This is a genomic window from Erythrobacteraceae bacterium WH01K (assembly GCA_027941995.1).
GTDB lineage: Bacteria > Pseudomonadota > Alphaproteobacteria > Sphingomonadales > Sphingomonadaceae > CAJXSN01.
This window is the reverse complement of the sequence record CP115966.1, coordinates 77619-94268: the sequence shown is the minus strand read 5'-3', so window position 1 is coordinate 94268 and position 16650 is coordinate 77619. Positions and strand designations below refer to the sequence as shown.

Sequence of the window (16650 nt, the reverse complement as noted above, 5' to 3'; positions counted from 1 at the left end):
GTCTGAGATGAGGGGCCTGAGATGAGGAGTCTGAGATGAGCGCGCCGGTGACCAACGAATATCTCGAACCGTTCGAACAGATGCTGGGCGAGCATTTCGCGCCCGCGCAGGTTCGCGCCATGGAGGCCGGCGAGGATACCGGGGCCATGCAGGCGGTCGAGGCGTCCGGCTTCCTCGATGCGCTGGTGGCCGAGGATGCGGGCGGGGCCGGGCTGGGCCTTACCGATGTCGCGCCGCTGTGGATGGCGCTGGGACGCCATGCCGTGCCCGCCGGGATTGGCGAGGCGATGATCGACCGCGCGACCGGCGAGAACGAACCGGAGCGGCGCGAGAACGCGGCCGCGCTGCTTCACGCTGCCCTGATCGCGGGCGCGGCGGACAGGCTGCTGGCCATGGCGGTCGATCATTCGAACGAGCGGGTCCAGTTCGGCAAGCCCATCGGCAAGCAGCAGGCGCTGCAGCAGCAACTGGCGGTCATGGCGCAGGACTGTGTCGCGATGCGGCTGGCAGTGGAACTGGCGGCGTCCGGCGGGTGGCCCGGGCGCGCGCAAGCGGCCATGGCAAAGACCGTCGCCGCAGAGGCCGCACCGCGCGTGGCGAACACTGCACACGCCGTCTTCGGTGCGATCGGCATCAGCGCGGAACACGACCTCAATCTCTACACGCGGGCCATCCACCGCTGGAGGCTGGAAGGCGGGGCGCAGACTTACTGGTCGCGCATGCTGGGCGAAGACGTCCTGTCCGGCGAAGTACCGGGCGATGCAAACTCAAGTGTCGACTGGGTCCGCGTCCATTTGTTCGGTCAGGCTTTACGATCGGGCGATCAACAATTGGTCGGGAAATGGCACTAGACTGCCTGAGGCGCGCATGTTCGAAGATGCCGCGATAGGAGTCTGTCTTGCGGCTTGGCCATCTCGGCACACGGGCGCTTGAGATCATCTTGCCGATCGGCCTGTTGTTGTTCGGCATTTCAACATGGGTCGCCTATGACGAGGCGCGCAGCCGCGAAATCGGATCCGCGCTTTCTGCACTGAGGGAAGATCGCACGCTGGCAGGCCGCGAATTGCAATCGCGCTTTGCCGAGATCGAGGCTGCCCAGCAATCCGCCATCGACCGGATGGAGCGGGAACTTGCAGGCGGCGGCATAGCGGCTGATGCCGGAGGCGACGAGATCGCCCGGCTCGACCGTGCCTTCGACGACATGGAAAGCCGTGTGACCCGCGAACGCCTGCGGCTGACGCAATCCTTCGATTTGCTGGTCGGTTCGCTCGAAGAGCACGCAGTCCTGCTGCTGGATGCGGAAGGGCGGATCACGCGGGCCAACCGTGCCGCGACGCAGGTCTATGGCTGGGACGCATCGAGCAATCTCGGTCTCGCGCAGGTGTGGGCACAGGTCGGAGAGCCGGGGGCAGGCCGGGGAGCCCCGGCAGGCGGTGCGGCAGCCACGCTCATGGCGCGCGAACTGCTGGCACAGGTGGCGCAGGAAGGCCGGGTCTCTCGCTCCAACGAACTGCGAGGCGGGCAGGGCCGCATCTTCTGGGCCGAAGAAGCGATCGAGGCGATTACCGACAATGCGGGCAAGCTGACCGGCTCTGCCTATATCGCGCGCGATATCAGTCAGCAGAAGGCCGCCGAGGACGCCCTGCTCGCCGCGCGGGACGATGCCCGTAACGCGGCGGAAAACCGCAAGACGCTGCTCGCGACGGTTAGCCATGAAATTCGCACGCCGATGACCGGTATCCTGGGAATGCTGGAACAGGTCCGGCAGGACAATTCGGCGCGCACGCGATCGGGCGCTGGCCACGATCGAGAATTCGGCAGAGGCACTGATGCGCGTGCTGGACGATGTGCTGCGAACGGCGCGGGCCGAAAGCAATGCTGTCCAGCTGGAGGAGCGACCGTTCGATACAGCCGAAATGGTCCGCCGGGCGGGCGAGCTGTTCGAACCGTTGGCGCGGCGCAAGGGCGTAGGCCTGGCGCTGGAGCCGGGGCCGCGTGAGATATTGCTGGGGGGACGAGGCGCGGATCCAGCAGATCCTCGCCAATTTCCTGTCCAATGCCATCAAGTTCACCGCCAGCGGCGAAGTGCGCATGGCGTGCGAAATCGTGCCGGTGGATGGCGACGACGTGCGCCTGCGCCTGTCCGTCACCGATACCGGCATCGGAATACCGGAAGACAGGCTGGACGCCCTGTTCACCCCGTTCGAACAGGTCGATGCCTCGACAGAGCGACGTTTCGGCGGCACCGGGCTCGGGCTCTCCATCTGCCGGACCTATGCCCGCGCTATGTGCGGGGATGTCGATGTGACGAGCGTGGAGGGCGAGGGCAGCACTTTTATCCTAGACCTGCCCGCACGGCGCGACCGGCGCGGCACCGCGAGGCTTCCGGGTACCGGGCTGACGGCGGCGATTGCCGGGGGCAGCGCCATTGCACGGCTGGCGGCGGAGGCTGCGCTGGAAGAACTGGGCTGCCGGGTCGTGGGCGAGGGGGATGACGGACACGATCCCGATATTGTCATCTGCCTCGACGGGGCAGCGCCCGGTCCCGGTCATACCGGGGCGCGGGTCATCACGCTTGGCGGCGTGCCCGATGCAGACATGATCGCGCAGGCGCTGGAGGACAGCTAGATGAAGATCGACACATCCGGCACGCCTTCGCCGGAACGGATGGCCGAGATACTCCAGCGCAAGCTGGCGCCCGCGCGGAAAGGCGCTGGCCGAGGCGGAGCGCGCGCTGGAAGGCCGGATGCGGGAACTCGACAGCGCCAACCGCGAATTGCGCAAGAGCGAGGAAGAGCTCGTTCGCCGGCTGGAACTGCAGAACCAGCAATTGGTGAGCGCCCAGCGCACCGGCGGTTTCGCCACGATCCACGGCGGTCCGGGGGAGCCTTTCACCAGCTCTGTCCAGCTCAGCCATATCTTCGGCTATCCGCCGGACAAGCAGATGACGCCGAAGGACGTGGTTGCCCGCATCCACCCGCTCGATGCTCGGCGGATGATGGCGGAAACGAAGCGCTTCTATTCCGAACTGCCGCCCGACATCGACTATGAATTCGACCATCGCATCGTCCATCCGGAGACGGGGACGCGCTGGCTGCGCTGGCATATGCGCCGTTCCACCGGGAAGGGCCGCACGGCGCGCGGTATCTATGGCTCAGTGCGGGACATAACCGAAATTCGCCAGAACGAGCGGACCGTGCGGATGCTGCAATTGCGGGCGGAACGGCGGGTGAAGGAGCTGGACCGCGTAACGCAGGACCTGGAGGTTGAAAGAACCCGCGCGGAGGACGCGCTGGCCGTCCGAACCGCTGCCGGTCGCGGCCGATGGCGACGGCGGCGAGGCGGTCCCGCTTCGCACCGGCGACGGGGACGCACCTTCCGTCCTGCTGGCCGAGGATACCGAGAGCAACCGGCAGATTATCGCTGCCCTGCTGGAGAAGCTGGGCTGCACGGTGCGGACCGTGACCAATGGTGCCGAGGCCGTGGACCTCGTAAGCCGCGAGGCATTCGACGCCGTGCTGAAGAACGTGCAGATGCCCGTCATGGACGGCGAAACAGCCGTCCGCACCATCCGGTCGATGGGGGGCGTCTCGCGCACACCGGTCATCGGCATTACCCCGCCCGCCTCCTCCAGCCTGACGCGAACCGCATTCCTCAACGGGCGAACCAGCCCGGCAGCGACGAGGGCGGGTTTCAGATCACGTGCAAACCGCTCCGGCGTTGCTCCGAGCGCGTCGACAGGATCGATGGACCCGAGGGCCATCATGCCGTCGGCGCCGACGGCATAAGTGCCGCTCAGCGCGTCGGGGTCGCCCAGGATCTCGACCAGCAGTCGATCGCCCGGAGCAAGCCGGAGGGTCGCCGTTCCCAGCTCACCTGGTGCGACCCGAAGGGCGCCGGGAACGGAGGGGAGGAGGGCATTGGTGCAGGAGGCCTGCGCGGAAGCTGCGTCCGGCGCGGTCCACTCGCCCTGCGGATGACGGTGCCGGCCGCCTCCTGTCCCGGCGCCCAGCGCGCCTGTGACAGGTTGGCAGGGGCCGTCCGGCAGCGCATCCGCCCAGCGTCATGGACGCGGCGGCAAGGCTGGCGAGCGGAGCGGTGAAGGGGGAACGGGGCATCGAACATCATCCGGTCAGGTTTCTGTGTGCCCCCTCCTGTTCAAGACCCGTGCCAAACCGGTAGCCTCCTTGAAAACATTGGGACTTCGCATCTTGCCTACTCGCCGTTCGCAAAATGCAACGGCTGATTTTTGCAAAATGAAAACATTTTCGCATTATGCGTCAGATTTGGCGGCACGCCGGTGGAAAGCCTGTGCGATGCCTATGGCGAATGGCTGTTCGGACGCTTCGTGGTCCTCTATCCCGACATCGTGGGACGCTATCCAAGTGCGGAATCCATGCTGGAACATGTGGGATCGCATATCGATGAAGAGGTCGTGGTGCTGTATCCCGATGCAAAACCCCCGCAGGTCAGCACCAGTTACGCAGAGGATGGTGCACTTCAGGTGCATTACAGTTCGCACCGCCCACTCGCCCATATCGCCCACGGCCTGATCCGCGGCTGCCTGAAGCATTACGGCGACCCGCGGCGGCCCGAATGGATCACGGATGCCGATCCCCCAGCGCCAGCTTCAGGATCGTCGGCGAAGAAAAGGCCGCCGCATGAACGCAGCGCGTATCCTGATCGTCGAAGACAGCGCATCGCTCGCCATGAGCTATGCCGCGCAATTGTCGGAAGCGGGGCACGAGGTGGAACTGGCCCAGACCGGGGCCGGGGCGGAGACGCAGTTGACCGGCGCGCGGTTCGACGTGACGTCATACCGCTGGAACTGCGGCGCCGCGCCCGGCGGCTCTTGCGACATCGCCCGGCCCGGACAGCCAGCAGGAGCATGATGGCGCTGCGGCCGTGCCGGCGGCATCGGCAACGCTCGGCATGACAGAGAATATGGGCGCGGATACGTCCACCACCCTGGATGCGATAGAGCGCGCGGCAATCGAGGCGCGGTTGGCGGCGATGGACGGCAACATCGTGCAGGCCGCCCGCACGCTGGGGGTCAGTCCGTCGACGATCTATCGCAAGATGGAGAAGTGGGAGCGCGCGGATTGACCGCCGCGCCCCCACACCGGATCAGACACGCTCCACCATGATGGCAGGAGCCATGCCGCCTGCCGCGCACATGGTGACAAGGCCGCGCTTCTTGTCCTGGCGTTCCAGTTCGTCGACCATCGTGCCGATCAGCATGGAGCCTGTCGCGCCGATGGGATGACCCAGCGCAATCGCGCCGCCATTCACGTTCACCTTGTCCCAGTCCAGCCCGAGATCGCGCACGAACTTCGCCGCGACCACGGCGAACGCCTCGTTGATCTCGAACAGGTCGATATCGTCCAGCGTCAGCCCGGCGCGCTCCAGCACGCGTTTCGCTGCCGGGACCGGGGCGTTGAGCATCAGCGTCGGATCGTCGCCCATATTCGCGGTCGCCACGATCTTCGCGCGCGGTTTCAGGCCGTGCTCGTCGCAATACTCCTTCGACGCGATCAGCACCGCCGCCGCACCGTCGACCACGCCGGAACTGTTGCCCGCATGGTGGAAATGCTCGATCTCGAGATCCGGGTATTTCCGGTTGATCAGCTTCCGGAACGTGGTCCCTTCCTTGTCCAGCGGTACGTCCGCCAGCTTGGTAAAGGCGGGCTCCAGCGCGGCGAGCGTTTCCATCGTCGTCTGCGGCCGGGGGAATTCTTCGCGGTCGAGAATGACATTGCCCTCGTCGTCGACCACGCTCACCAGCGACTTGTCGAAGCGGCCTTCCTCGATCGCCTGTGCGGCGCGCTGCTGGCTACGATAGCCGACCTCGTCCAGCTCCTCGCGCGTGAAGCCTTCCATGCTGGCAATCGCGTCGCCGCACACGCCCTGGTGGCTTTGCGGATGCTTTGCCTGCAGGCGCTCGTTATAGCTGCCCATCATCGGCGGGGCGATGCCGGCGGCCATCTTGTCCTTCGTCATCTGGGCCGTCAGGCTCATCATCTCGGTCCCGCCTGCAACGACGCAGTCGGCCATGCCGGACATGACCTGCGCGGCCGCCAGGTTCACCGAGGTGATGCCACCGCCGCAGAAGCGGTCCAGTGTCATGCCGCTGCTGGTAACGTCGTATCCGGCGTCGAGCGCGGCCATGCGGCCCATGTCGCCCGCCTGCTTCCCATCCTGCGTGCTGACCGACCAGATCACGTCGTCGACCGTCTTCGTGTCGAGGCCGCTGCGCTCTGCAATCGCTTTCAGCACAGTGGCAGCCAGGTGCTGCGGATGCTCTGCGGCGAGGGCGCCCTTGCCCTGCTTCCCGATGCCGCGCGGGGTGCGGACGGCATCGACGATATAGGCGGTATGGGGCTGTGCAGGCATGGAATCGGTCCTCTCTTCTTTTGTCGGTTGACGTTTTCGTAAAGGCTGGGCAGCACCGTCACAAGAAAAGTTTCAAAAAGCCACGGAGAGAGAGAATGACCGACACCGGGACCGACGAACTGCTGGCCGAAGTGAAGGACGGCGTGCTGATCCTCACGATCAACCGCCCCGAGGCGAAGAACGCCATGACCAAAGCGTGTTCGGAAGCCATCGCCGCCCAGCTCGACCGGCTGGACGAGGATGACGACCTGCGCGTCGGCATCCTGACCGGCGCAGGGGGCACCTTCTGTTCGGGCATGGACCTCAAGGGCTTCCTGCGCGGCGAGAGCCCCAGCGTTCCCGGCCGCGGTTTCGGCGGCCTGACGGAACAGAAGCCGGTCAAGCCGCTGATTGCCGCGGTCGAGGGCTATGCGCTGGCCGGCGGGCTGGAGCTGATGATCGCCTGCGACCTGGTGGTGGCGAGCTCGGGCGCGAAGTTCGGCATTCCCGAGGCGAAGCGCGGTCTGGCCGCGGCGGCGGGCGGCCTGATGGTCCTGCCCGATCTGATCCCGCACAAGGTTGCGATGGAACTGGCCCTGACCGGTGATTTCATCGATGCGGGTCGCGCCTACGATCTCGGCATGATCAACCGCGTGACCGATGGCGCCGCGCTGGACGGCGCGCTGGAACTGGCGAAGGCGATCACCGCCAATGGCCCCATCGCGGTGCGCGTGTCCAAGCAGATCATGGACGAATCGCGCGGCTGGCCCCTCGACAAACGATACGAGGAACAGGCCAAGTTGCTGCCGCAGGTCTTCATGTCGCAGGATGCGCAGGAAGGTAGCAAGGCCTTTGCCGAGAAGCGCGCCCCCAACTGGCAGGGCAAGTAATCGTGGCCGGGAACGGGGCGGGGCCCCTGCACGGCATCCGCATCATAGAATTCGCCGGGATCGGGCCGGGCCCCTTCTGCGGGATGATGCTGGCCGATCACGGCGCGGAGGTCATCCGCATCGACCGCGCTGTCGGCGGGCGGGGAGGCAGCCAGCCCATCACGACGAAGGACGTGCTGGCGCGCGGGCGCAAATCCATCGCGCTGAACCTCAAGAGCGAAGAAGGCGTCGCGCTCGCCCGCAAACTGTGTGCGAGTGCGGACGGTATCATCGAAGGCTTCCGGCCCGGGGTGATGGAACGGCTTGGCCTGGGTCCGGACGAACTGCTCTCCGACAATCCGAAGCTGGTCTACGGCCGCATGACGGGCTGGGGCCAGACAGGACCGTATGCACCCTATGCCGGGCATGATATCAATTATATCGCCCTTGCCGGCGCGCTCGCCCATTTCGGGCGCAAGGGCGAAAAGCCGACGCCGCCGATCAACATGGTCGGCGATTTCGGCGGCGGCGGGATGATGCTGGCCTTCGGGATGGTCGCCGCGCTGCTGGGCGTGGCCCGTGGCGGGGCCGGACAGGTGATCGACGCGGCCATGACCGACGGCACGGCGGTGCTGATGAGCATGATGCATGGCATGAAGAACACCGGCACCTGGCGCGAGGAGCTGGGCGTCAACCTGCTCGATACCGGCGCGCATTTCTACGACACCTACGAGACGGCGGACGGCAAGTTCGTCTCCATCGGCAGCATCGAGCCGCAATTCTATGCCGAACTTCGCAAGGTTGCCGGGCTGGAAGAGGACAGCGATTTCGACGCGCAGATGGACCCTGCCGCGTGGGACGGTCTGAAAGACAGGCTGGCTGCCCTTTTCAGGACGAAGACCCGCGACGAATGGGACGCCCTGATGGAGCATACCGATATCTGTTACGCACCGGTGCTGACCATGAGCGAAGCCGCACGGCATCCGCACAACACCGCGCGCGAGACCTTCATTGAGATCGGCGGCGATACGCAGCCCGCGCCTGCACCACGCTATTCGGGAACGCCTACGGCAAGGCCTGACCCGGCCCCGATGCCGGGCGACCAGACCGATGCCATACTGGCCGATCTGGGACTGGATGAAAGCGAGAGGGAAGCCCTGCGTGAAGCAGGCACCGTGAACTGAGAGGAGGCCAAACGGCCATGCTGCAAACAGCGACACGCACCGCATACACCGACGACCACGAGGCCTTCCGCGATACGGTTCGCAAGGTCCTGGCCGAACACATGGAGCCGTTCCTTGACGATCACGAGCGCGAGGGCATCGTCGGACGCGAGGCGTGGAAGGCGCTGGGCGAGGCAGGCATGCTGTGCCCTACCGTGGCCGAGGAACATGGCGGCTTAGGCCTCGATTTCGGTTTCAACTGCGTGATTGCGGAAGAACTCGCCTATCTCGGCTCGTCCGCCGGCTTCACCTTGCAGAACGACATCACCGTCAATTATTTCGAGCGCCTGGGCACGCCGGAGCAGAAGGCGAAATACCTGCCCGGCATGATCTCCGGCGACATCATTTCCGCCATCGCCATGACGGAACCGGGCGCGGGCAGCGACTTGCAGGGCATCAACACCACCGCGAAGGCGGACGGTGACGACCTGGTCATCAACGGGTCCAAGACCTACATCACCAACGGCCAGAACGCCGATGTCGTTATCGTCGTGGCGAAGACCGATCCCGCCGCGGGGGCGAAGGGGACGTCGCTGGTGCTGGTCGATGCTGGGGCCGAAGGGTTCGAGCGCGGACGCAATCTCGACAAGATCGGCCAGCATGCGGCCGACACGTCCGAGCTGTTCTTCAACGATGTCCGCGTGCCGAAGACCAATATCCTTGGCGGGGAGAACCGCGGCTTCATCCACCTGATGGAGGAATTGCCGCAGGAGCGCCTTTCGATCGCGGTCGGCGCGCAGGCCGGGGCCCAGCGCGCCTTCGACGAGGCGGTGAAGTTTACCAAGGAACGCGAGGCATTCGGCAAGACCGTGTTCGAATTCCAGAACACCCGCTTCACGCTGGCCGACCTGAAGGCGAAACTGCAGGTCGGCTGGGCCCATCTCGACTGGGCCATCGCCCGCCATTTGCGCGGCGAACTGACCACGGGCGAGGCGAGCGCTGCCAAGCTGTGGCACACGGAGATGCAATGGGACTGCGTCGACACCGCGCTGCAGCTTCATGGCGGCGCCGGCTACATGAACGAATACGTGATCGCCCGCCTGTGGCGTGATGCCCGCGTCCAGCGCATCTACGGCGGAACCAGCGAGATCATGAAGGAAGTCGTAAGCCGCGAGGTTTGAGCGCAGGCGCGGATCGCCTGCTTCCGCCCCCGCTGAAACGCTGGAAAACTTGGCGGGTCATCTTTGCGGTCACGCGCCAGATGCCTACGCCGAGAGAGTGAGCGCGCAGATCAACATCGGGCAGGATTCGGCCGACCGGGACATTGCCATCGATCTCGAGGAGTTGCTGGCCACCCGCTTGCTGGTCCAGGGCAATTCGGGGTCGGGCAAGTCGCACCTTCTTCGCCGCCTGCTGGAGGAATGCGCCGGGCAGGTGCAGCAGGTGGTCATCGACCCGGAGGGTGATTTCGTCACGCTTGCGGATCTGTTCGACCATGTCGTCATAGACGGGGCGGCCCATTCTCCCCGCGAGATCGAGGCACTGGCACAGCGCGTCCGGCAGCACCGGGCATCCGTGGTCCTCGCGCTCGACGAACTGGAGGTCGAACAGCAGATCCGCTGCGCGGCCCTGTTTCTTTCAGCGATGTTCGATGCTCCGCGAGAGCACTGGTATCCCGCGCTCGTCGTCGTCGACGAGGCTCAGATGTTCGCTCCGGCCGCGGCGGGGGAGATGTCCGACGACACGCGGCGCCTGACATTGTCGGCCATGACCAATCTCATGTGCCGCGGGCGCAAACGCGGACTTGCCGGGATCGTTGCGACCCAGCGACTGGCGAAACTGGCCAAGAACGTCGCGGCGGAGGCGTCCAATTTCCTCATGGGCCGAACCTTTCTGGACATCGACATGCAGCGGGCAGCCGACCTGCTCGGCATGGACCGTCGCCAGGCCGACCGCATACGGGATCTCCAGCGCGGCCAGTTCCTCGGCCTCGGTCCGGCCATCAGTCGCCGCCCGGTCGCCGTGAATGTCGGCCCGGTCCGCACACGCGGCAAGAACGCGAGTCAGGGCCTGATGCCGTTGCCGGATACGCCGTCCGAAGACATGGAGGCACTGCTTACGGACAAGCTGGAAGACGCGGTGACCGTGCGGAGCGCGCCGCCCGCGGCGGTGTCACGCAGACAGGCTATCGACTTCGACGAGGTGTTGCAGGCTGCGCCGCCATCGGCCCAGATGCGCCTGGCGGATCGTGCCGGCCCGGAAACGCGGGAGGATGATTGCGGCGCAGGGCAAGACCTGATTGGAGAAGCTGATACCGGCGAGACGAACGCGTCAGTGCCTGCCGTGCCCGCCGAAGCCGGACCGGTCGGGCCTGTTACCGATATAGCAGGCGTGATCCGCGAACTGGCGGCAGGCGAGGGTGCGACCTTCCGGCCCGCAACCTCGCTCTTCCGCGATTTCGCCGTCCGGTCCAGGCAATACGGTGTGCCGAGTGCGCATGTCGACATGATCCGGTTCCGGCGATTGTTCGCCTGCCAGATCGGCGGCCTGGACAGGCTGCAGGGGGCTGCCCGGGATGCCGCCGAGCAGATCATCGAAAATGTCGACGACGATGTTCTGGCGCCCTTCCTCGCCATGGTCGTGGCCACGGCCCTGGGCGAGGATATGCCCGGCGAAGACGATCTGGCGCTGCTTTACGGCAGTTCCTCGCCAAGCCGGGTTCGCCGCCTGCTGGACCATCTCGAGCGCAGCGGGCTGATTACCGTCCGGGAAGAATTCGGCGGAGAGCGGACGATCATCGTGCCCGGTGTTCACGACCTGATAAAATCGCGCGAAGCGGCCTGACGGCAGGCTACCGAGACCTGACTTTGCCGGGGTATCGATTGAGCCTCATTCGATGAATTGCCGCACCTCTTCAACGAAATCGTCGAACCGATCGTGATGGACCCAGTGGCCGGCGCGGTCATAGGCGCTGACCTGCACGTTCTCGCCGAAATGCCCGATGCGGCCGTCCTTCTCCGGATTGCTGGCCCAGCTGTCATTGCCATAGACCATCAGCGTGGGGCAGGCGACGCGCGCCCATAGCTCCTCCACCTGCTCGCTCGTCAGGTCGTCCGGCGGCCAGGCGTGCAGGTGGGGATCGAATTTCCAGCTCCACGTGCCATCCTCGTTGCGGATGGCGCCGTGGCGGGTCAGGTGCTCCGCCTGCGCGCGGCTGAGGTAGCTGTTGGCCTCGTGCATCCGGTCGAGCGCGTCCTCGAACGTGTTGTATTTGCGAATGGAGCGCGCGCTGGCCTCGCGCTTTTTCTCCATCCATTCCGTTCGCCGCTCGAACCACGGGGTCTGGTCCATTTCCGCCTGCACCTTGGGGCTGGGGCCCAGCCCCTCGATCGCGACCAGCTTGCGCACCTTTTCGGGGAACAGACCGGTAAAGCGGATAGCAACGTTGCCGCCCAGCGAGTGGGCGACGATGGTGACCGGTGCCAGTTCTAGCTGGTGGACCAGCTGCGCCAGGTCGTAGACGTAACTTCCGACGTGATAGACGCCTGTATTGGTCCATTCGCTGTCGCCATGGCCGCGCAGGTCGGGGCAGATGACATGCCAGTCCCGCCGCAGCTTCTCCGCCGTCCAGTCCCAGCTGCGGCAATGGTCGCGCCCGCCATGCAGCAGGATCAGCGGGGGCGCATCGGGATTGCCCCAGTCGGCATAGTGCAGCCGGGTGCGCTGGCTGATGAAGCTCTGCGAAGTGGGGCCGATCAACTCCATGAATCCGTCCTGTCGTCTATGGTCTTCGGAACGCGTTGCAGTCCGCTACCGATTATGTACGGTGGATGGCAATAAAACAAAACGAGAGGAATGCCCCATGCCCACCGTTAATGTGCCGCAGCCCGAATTCATGGAAGACGAGGAGATCGCGATCTTCGCCGATGCCGTGGGCAAGTTCTACCAGGACAAGGCGCCCGAAAAGCGGGTGCTGAAATGGCGCGAGGACGGGCAGGTCGAACGCGAATTCTGGAACGAGGCGGGCGAGGCCGGGCTGCTCGGCGTATCCGTGCCGGAGGAGTATGGCGGCCATGGCGGCGATTTCCGTCACGAGATGGTGGTCATCGACCAGCAGGCGAAGCACGGCGTGGAAGGCTTCGCCGCCAGCCTGCACAATACCGTGATCCTGCCGTATCTGGTGCGGCACGGGACGGAGGAGCAGAAGAAGAAATACCTGCCCAAGCTGGTGACGGGCGAACTGGTCAGCGCCATCGCCATGACCGAACCGGGTGTGGGCAGCGACCTGCAGGGCATCACGACGACAGCCCTGAAGGACGGCAACGGCTACCGCATTAACGGGGCCAAGACCTATATCTCCAACGGTCAGACCGCCGATTTCATCATCGTGGTCGCCAAGACCGATCCCAAGGAACGGGCCAAGGGCATCTCGCTGATGCTGCTCGAGACGGAGGGCGCGGAAGGCTTCCAGCGGGGCAAGAAGCTGGACAAGGTCGGGATGGATGCCGCCGACACCTCCGAACTGTTCTTCGACGACGTGTTCGTGCCGAGCGACGCGGTGCTCGGCGGCGAAGAGGGCAAGGGCTTCTACCAGCTGATGGGCGAGCTGCCTCAGGAACGCCTGATCATCGCCATGGGCGCCATGACCGGTATCGAGAAAGCGCTGGAAGTGACCATGGAATTCGTCAAGGAGCGCAAGGCGTTCGGGCAGACGATCTGGGATTTCCAGAACACGCAGTTCGTGCTGGCCGAACTCAATGCCAGGGCCACGGCGGCACGGGTGTTCGTCAATCACTGCATCGCGCAGCACCTGGAAGGCAAGCTGGACGTGCCCACGGCCTGCATGGCGAAACTGATGGTGACGGAGCTTCAGGGCGAAGTGGTCGACAAGTGCCTGCAGTTCCACGGCGGGGCGGGCTTCATCAACGACTACCCCATCGCCCGCATGTACCGCGATTGCCGCATCACCCGCATTTTCGGCGGGTCGAACGAGGTGATGAAGATGGTGATCGCCCGCTCCATGTAGGCCGCCTTCGGGATATTCTGCGCTCTCCTGTCGTTGAAGCGCGAACAGGGGAGACGCAGGATGAGCGAGAGCAAGGAACCCGAAAACCTCGAGGACGTCGTCGGTGGGCTGGAAAGCCTGGGCGAGGAAAACGCCGAAGTCTCGCTGGGCGATGCGCTGGAAGCGTTCGGCCATCGCAGTTTCTCGCCCCTGCTGATCGTGCTGCCGCTGATCGAGATCAGCCCGCTCGGCGGCATACCGGGCTTTCCCACCGTGCTCGCCACGATCATCGCGCTCATTGCCCTGCAATTGCTGGTCGGGCGCGACCACGTGTGGCTGCCGGACGTGATCGAGAACCGCAAGGTCGACGGGCGCAAGCTGGCCAAGGGAATGCATAAGCTCGACAAGACCGCCGTCTGGATCGACAATCACATCGGGGACCGCCTCGACTGGATGCTGAAAGGGGTCTGGCCCAGGATCGCGGCCATCGTGATCCTGCTGCTGTGCCTGTCGGTTCCGCCGCTGGAATTCCTGCCCTTCGCGAGCAGCGTCCCGATGATTGCCGTGGCCTGCATCGGACTCGCATTGCTGGTGCGGGACGGGCTGCTGCTGCTGCTGGTCGCGATGGTGCTGGGCGGCGGCTCGATGATCTTCGCGCTCAATACGCTGCTGTCGGGCAGCGGTTCGGGCTGAGCTAGGGCGTCTCCGGGCGATAACCGTCGCCGCCAAGCGCCTGCCACAGCAATACGCGCGCCCTGAGGGCCCGGCCCCGTGCCGCCGCCGTGCGTTCGCCGCTCGCATCTGCGGCCCGGCGGGCTTCCAGCACTTCGAGGAAGTTCGACAGACCCGCATTGAAGCGCGTTTCCGCCAGGCTTGCTGCACGCTGGGCGTTGGCCGCCTCGCGCGTAGCGGCGGCCAGTTCGCGGTCGGCGGCCGCGACCAGCCCATAGGCGGTTTCCGCATCGCCCAGCGCGGTGAACACGGCCCGGCGATAGGATTGGAAGACCAGTTTCTTGTCCGCCTCTGCGGCGTCGATGTCGGCCTCTATCCGCCCGAAATCGAGCACCGGCGCGAGGAGCCCGGCACTCGCGCTGCCGACAATGGCGTCCTCGCTGAACAGGTCGCCCAGGTCGAAGGCCAGCAGGCCCAGCGCGGCGGACAGGGTGAATTGCGGGAACCGTGCAGCGGAGGCGGCATAAAGCTCCGCGTCGCTGGCTTCCAGCCGGGCGGCGGCGGCCAGCACGTCGGGCCGGTTTGCCAGAAGCGAGGCGGGCAGCGTGGCCGGCGCAGGCGGCTCGCTGGCTGCGGGGGCAGGCACGGCAAGGCGGTCCAGTACCGACTGCGCGGGTTCGGCGGTCAGAGTGACCAGCCGCCCGGCAATCCGCGCCCGCTCGCTTGCCAAAGCGGCGATGCGGCTGCGGCTTGCCTCGGCAGCGCTCTCGGCGCGGACCCGGTCGAAGCCGGGGGCGATGCCTGCCCGTTCCCGCGATCCGGCAAGCGAGACGAGGCGCTCTGCCGAAGCGAGGTCGCTTTCGAGTTCGGCCTGCCTCGCGGCAAGCGTGCGCCAGTCGATGACAGCACCTGCGATTTCCGACAGCAAGGCCAGGCGAACGCCCTGCGCCTCGGCGCTCGCAGCCCCGAGACGGGCCGCCGCCGCCCGCTCGCGCGCGGCCAGCCGTCCGAACAGGTCGGGGTCCCAGCTGGCAAGAAGGTTCGCGCCGTAGCTGACGCGTTCCGTGTCGAAGGCGATCCCGCCTGGCAGGTCGCCGCCGAATTGGGCGGGATTGGTACGCGTCGCGGTCATCGCGGCATCCGCGTCGAGGCGGGGCAAGCGGTTTGCCCCTGCGCGGCGTGCAGATGCGCGTGCGGCCTCGATGCGTGCAGCCGCTTCGCCGAGTGTCGGCGCGCCGGCCAGGGCCATGGCGGCTAGCTGCCCGAATGCCGGATCGGCGGAAGGAAGCAGGGCTGCGACATCCGCCTGCGTCCCGGTGTCCGGCGCGAATGCGAAACGGTCCGGGATGGACGGAGGAGGCGTGGCGATCTCACCCACCGGACCTGCGGCGCAGGCGGCCAGTGCAAGCGACGAGGCGAGGCACAGGCCCCATGCAGCGCTACAGGAGCGTGGCCGATTGCGTGCGGGTGCGGGTTTGCTTGGGCGGCTCACGAAGCACCGTCCGCCTGGGTATCACGCCCGTCCTGCCGCGAAGGCGCGCCCGTGCTGCGCGCAGGAATGAAGGCATCGACCTGCTGCCCCACGCGGAAATCGCCGCGCGCATCGGCGGGGAGGGCGTAGATCACCTGCAGTACGCGCACATCGACCCGCTCTGCCGCGGTATTCGTCAGCTGGCGTTTGGGAACCACCTGCGGTTCGGCTCGCACGAAGCTGGCCTTCACCTGGTTTCGCGCCGCGCCGCGCGGCGACACGGTCGCCGGTTCGCCCATGGCGACGCGGGAGGCCTGCTCTTCGTCGATGTCGATGCGGATATGCAGCGGGCGCGTCTCGCCCATCGTGATGAACGGTTCTGCATTGCCGCCGCCCTGGTTGGAGAGGAATTCGCCCGGTCGGATATTCACCGCCAGTATTTCCCCGGCAATCGGCGCACGGACCACGGCGCGCCCCAGTTCGGTCCTCGTGCTGGCGGCTTGGGCCTGCGCGCTCTGGAGACGGGCCTGCGCGGCAGCGAGGCGAGCCTGGGCAAGCTGTCGCCGCTCGCGGGCCGCACTTGCCTCTCCCTCTGCGCGGATGACTTCGGCCCGGCTGACGGCGGCCGGATCGTCGACATTGCGGTAGAGCGCAAGCTGGCGTCCGGCCGTGTCCTCTGCTGCACGCGCTTCTGCGATCGCCGCCCGCGCCTCGCCCATGGCGGCGCTGGCTACGCCGATGGCCGCCTGCGTTTCCTCTGCCCTGGCGCGCAGCGCGCGGGTATCGACCGTGAACAGCGGCTGCCCCTTGTCGACGAATTGGCCGGGCTGGACCCGCAGGTCGGTGACCAGCCCGGCAAGCGCGGTGCCCACTTCGATGAGCTCGCTCGAAGGTTCGACGATACCGGCCCCTGCGACGCGCGGCGCGTCTGCCAGCTCGCCATCCGCGCTGGGCGGTTCGCGTTCCGGTTCGCCCAGTTCGCGGTCCGGCAGGCCGCCTGCGATGTAGATGGCCGCCACGACCAGCCCGATGACCGCGATCAGGGGCAGTCCCATGCGGGAGAAGCTGAAATTGTCGAGATTGAATGCCATGGTCGTC

16 protein-coding genes and 1 pseudogene are annotated in these 16650 nt (G+C 66.2%); 13 read left to right on the top strand and 4 right to left on the bottom strand.

Annotated features, from left to right (window positions below; genetic code table 11):
• Positions 1-35 precede the first annotated feature (35 nt).
• From PF049_00500 to PF049_00470, 7 genes and pseudogenes are all read left to right on the top strand, one after another.
• Positions 36-851, top strand: coding sequence for an acyl-CoA dehydrogenase family protein (locus PF049_00500; GenBank protein WBY16684.1), 816 nt, complete (start codon positions 36-38; stop codon positions 849-851).
• A gap of 47 nt (positions 852-898) precedes the next feature.
• Positions 899-1999 carry a histidine kinase dimerization/phospho-acceptor domain-containing protein gene (locus tag PF049_00495; protein ID WBY16683.1) on the top strand — a complete coding sequence of 367 codons (1101 nt, stop codon included), beginning with the start codon at positions 899-901 and terminating at the stop codon, positions 1997-1999.
• A complete protein-coding gene (locus PF049_00490; GenBank protein WBY16682.1) occupies positions 1996-2628 on the top strand; it encodes an ATP-binding protein in 633 nt (210 codons plus the stop codon). Before PF049_00495 ends, PF049_00490 begins: the two co-directional genes overlap by 4 nt.
• 118 nt (positions 2629-2746) lie before the next feature.
• The gene (locus PF049_00485; GenBank protein ID WBY16681.1) at positions 2747-4102 is read left to right on the top strand and encodes a PAS domain-containing protein; all 1356 of its coding nucleotides are present in this window, start codon (positions 2747-2749) and stop codon (positions 4100-4102) included.
• A 147-nt stretch (positions 4103-4249) separates the two neighbouring features.
• A pseudogene (locus PF049_00480) lies at positions 4250-4567 on the top strand (heme NO-binding domain-containing protein).
• 94 nt (positions 4568-4661) lie between these two features.
• Positions 4662-4892, top strand: coding sequence for a response regulator (locus tag PF049_00475; protein ID WBY17988.1), 231 nt, complete (start codon positions 4662-4664; stop codon positions 4890-4892).
• Between the two features lie 40 nt (positions 4893-4932).
• Positions 4933-5106, top strand: coding sequence for a helix-turn-helix domain-containing protein (locus PF049_00470; GenBank protein ID WBY16680.1), 174 nt, complete (start codon positions 4933-4935; stop codon positions 5104-5106).
• A 21-nt stretch (positions 5107-5127) separates the two neighbouring features.
• On the opposite strand, the gene PF049_00465 is transcribed toward PF049_00470, so the two are convergent.
• Positions 5128-6393 (bottom strand): acetyl-CoA C-acetyltransferase, encoded by a 1266-nt coding sequence (locus tag PF049_00465; protein ID WBY16679.1) that lies wholly within the window; start codon positions 6391-6393, stop codon positions 5128-5130.
• Between the two features lie 95 nt (positions 6394-6488).
• On the opposite strand from PF049_00465, the gene PF049_00460 reads away from it, so the two are divergent.
• The 4 genes from PF049_00460 to PF049_00445 all read left to right on the top strand — a co-directional run bounded on the left by PF049_00460 (position 6489) and on the right by PF049_00445 (position 11248).
• Entirely contained in the window at positions 6489-7262 is a 774-nt protein-coding gene (locus PF049_00460) for a crotonase/enoyl-CoA hydratase family protein (GenBank protein ID WBY16678.1), read from the top strand.
• A 2-nt stretch (positions 7263-7264) separates the two neighbouring features.
• Complete coding sequence (locus tag PF049_00455; GenBank protein ID WBY16677.1) at positions 7265-8425, top strand: CaiB/BaiF CoA-transferase family protein; 1161 nt, start codon at positions 7265-7267, stop codon at positions 8423-8425.
• Positions 8426-8442: 17 nt separating this feature from the next.
• The gene (locus PF049_00450; GenBank protein ID WBY16676.1) at positions 8443-9585 is read left to right on the top strand and encodes an acyl-CoA dehydrogenase family protein; all 1143 of its coding nucleotides are present in this window, start codon (positions 8443-8445) and stop codon (positions 9583-9585) included.
• Positions 9586-9682: 97 nt separating this feature from the next.
• Positions 9683-11248 carry an ATP-binding protein gene (locus PF049_00445; protein ID WBY16675.1) on the top strand — a complete coding sequence of 522 codons (1566 nt, stop codon included), beginning with the start codon at positions 9683-9685 and terminating at the stop codon, positions 11246-11248.
• Positions 11249-11293: 45 nt separating this feature from the next.
• On the opposite strand, the gene PF049_00440 is transcribed toward PF049_00445, so the two are convergent.
• Positions 11294-12169, bottom strand: a complete 876-nt coding sequence (locus PF049_00440; protein ID WBY16674.1) for an alpha/beta hydrolase — start codon at positions 12167-12169, stop codon at positions 11294-11296.
• A gap of 97 nt (positions 12170-12266) precedes the next feature.
• Between PF049_00440 and PF049_00435 the strand changes: the two genes are divergently transcribed.
• Together PF049_00435 and PF049_00430 are read left to right on the top strand one after the other, a co-directional pair.
• Positions 12267-13430: an acyl-CoA dehydrogenase family protein gene (locus tag PF049_00435; GenBank protein WBY16673.1), complete on the top strand. Its 1164-nt coding sequence runs from the start codon at positions 12267-12269 to the stop codon at positions 13428-13430.
• Between the two features lie 60 nt (positions 13431-13490).
• Entirely contained in the window at positions 13491-14102 is a 612-nt protein-coding gene (locus tag PF049_00430) for an exopolysaccharide biosynthesis protein (GenBank protein WBY16672.1), read from the top strand.
• Position 14103: 1 nt separating this feature from the next.
• Here the strand turns inward: PF049_00430 and PF049_00425 are convergent, their stop codons facing one another.
• Entirely contained in the window at positions 14104-15483 is a 1380-nt protein-coding gene (locus PF049_00425; protein ID WBY17938.1) for an efflux transporter outer membrane subunit, read from the bottom strand.
• Positions 15484-15569: 86 nt separating this feature from the next.
• Positions 15570-16643: an efflux RND transporter periplasmic adaptor subunit gene (locus PF049_00420; protein ID WBY16671.1), complete on the bottom strand. Its 1074-nt coding sequence runs from the start codon at positions 16641-16643 to the stop codon at positions 15570-15572.
• Positions 16644-16650: the final 7 nt, after the last annotated feature.

Excerpts from the sequence above, each read along its gene's own strand:
- PF049_00430 (WBY16672.1), top strand. The coding sequence starts at position 13,491 with ATGAGCGAGAGCAAGGAACCCGAAAACCTCGAGGACGTCGTCGGTGGG.
- PF049_00460 (WBY16678.1), top strand. The coding sequence starts at position 6,489 with ATGACCGACACCGGGACCGACGAACTGCTGGCCGAAGTGAAGGACGGC.
- PF049_00450 (WBY16676.1), top strand. The coding sequence starts at position 8,443 with ATGCTGCAAACAGCGACACGCACCGCATACACCGACGACCACGAGGCC.
- PF049_00500 (WBY16684.1), top strand. The coding sequence starts at position 36 with ATGAGCGCGCCGGTGACCAACGAATATCTCGAACCGTTCGAACAGATG.
- PF049_00440 (WBY16674.1), bottom strand. The coding sequence starts at position 12,169 with ATGGAGTTGATCGGCCCCACTTCGCAGAGCTTCATCAGCCAGCGCACC.
- PF049_00470 (WBY16680.1), top strand. The coding sequence starts at position 4,933 with ATGACAGAGAATATGGGCGCGGATACGTCCACCACCCTGGATGCGATA.
- PF049_00435 (WBY16673.1), top strand. The coding sequence starts at position 12,267 with ATGCCCACCGTTAATGTGCCGCAGCCCGAATTCATGGAAGACGAGGAG.
- PF049_00475 (WBY17988.1), top strand. The coding sequence starts at position 4,662 with ATGAACGCAGCGCGTATCCTGATCGTCGAAGACAGCGCATCGCTCGCC.
- PF049_00420 (WBY16671.1), bottom strand. The coding sequence starts at position 16,643 with ATGGCATTCAATCTCGACAATTTCAGCTTCTCCCGCATGGGACTGCCC.
- PF049_00485 (WBY16681.1), top strand. The coding sequence starts at position 2,747 with ATGCGGGAACTCGACAGCGCCAACCGCGAATTGCGCAAGAGCGAGGAA.
- PF049_00465 (WBY16679.1), bottom strand. The coding sequence starts at position 6,393 with ATGCCTGCACAGCCCCATACCGCCTATATCGTCGATGCCGTCCGCACC.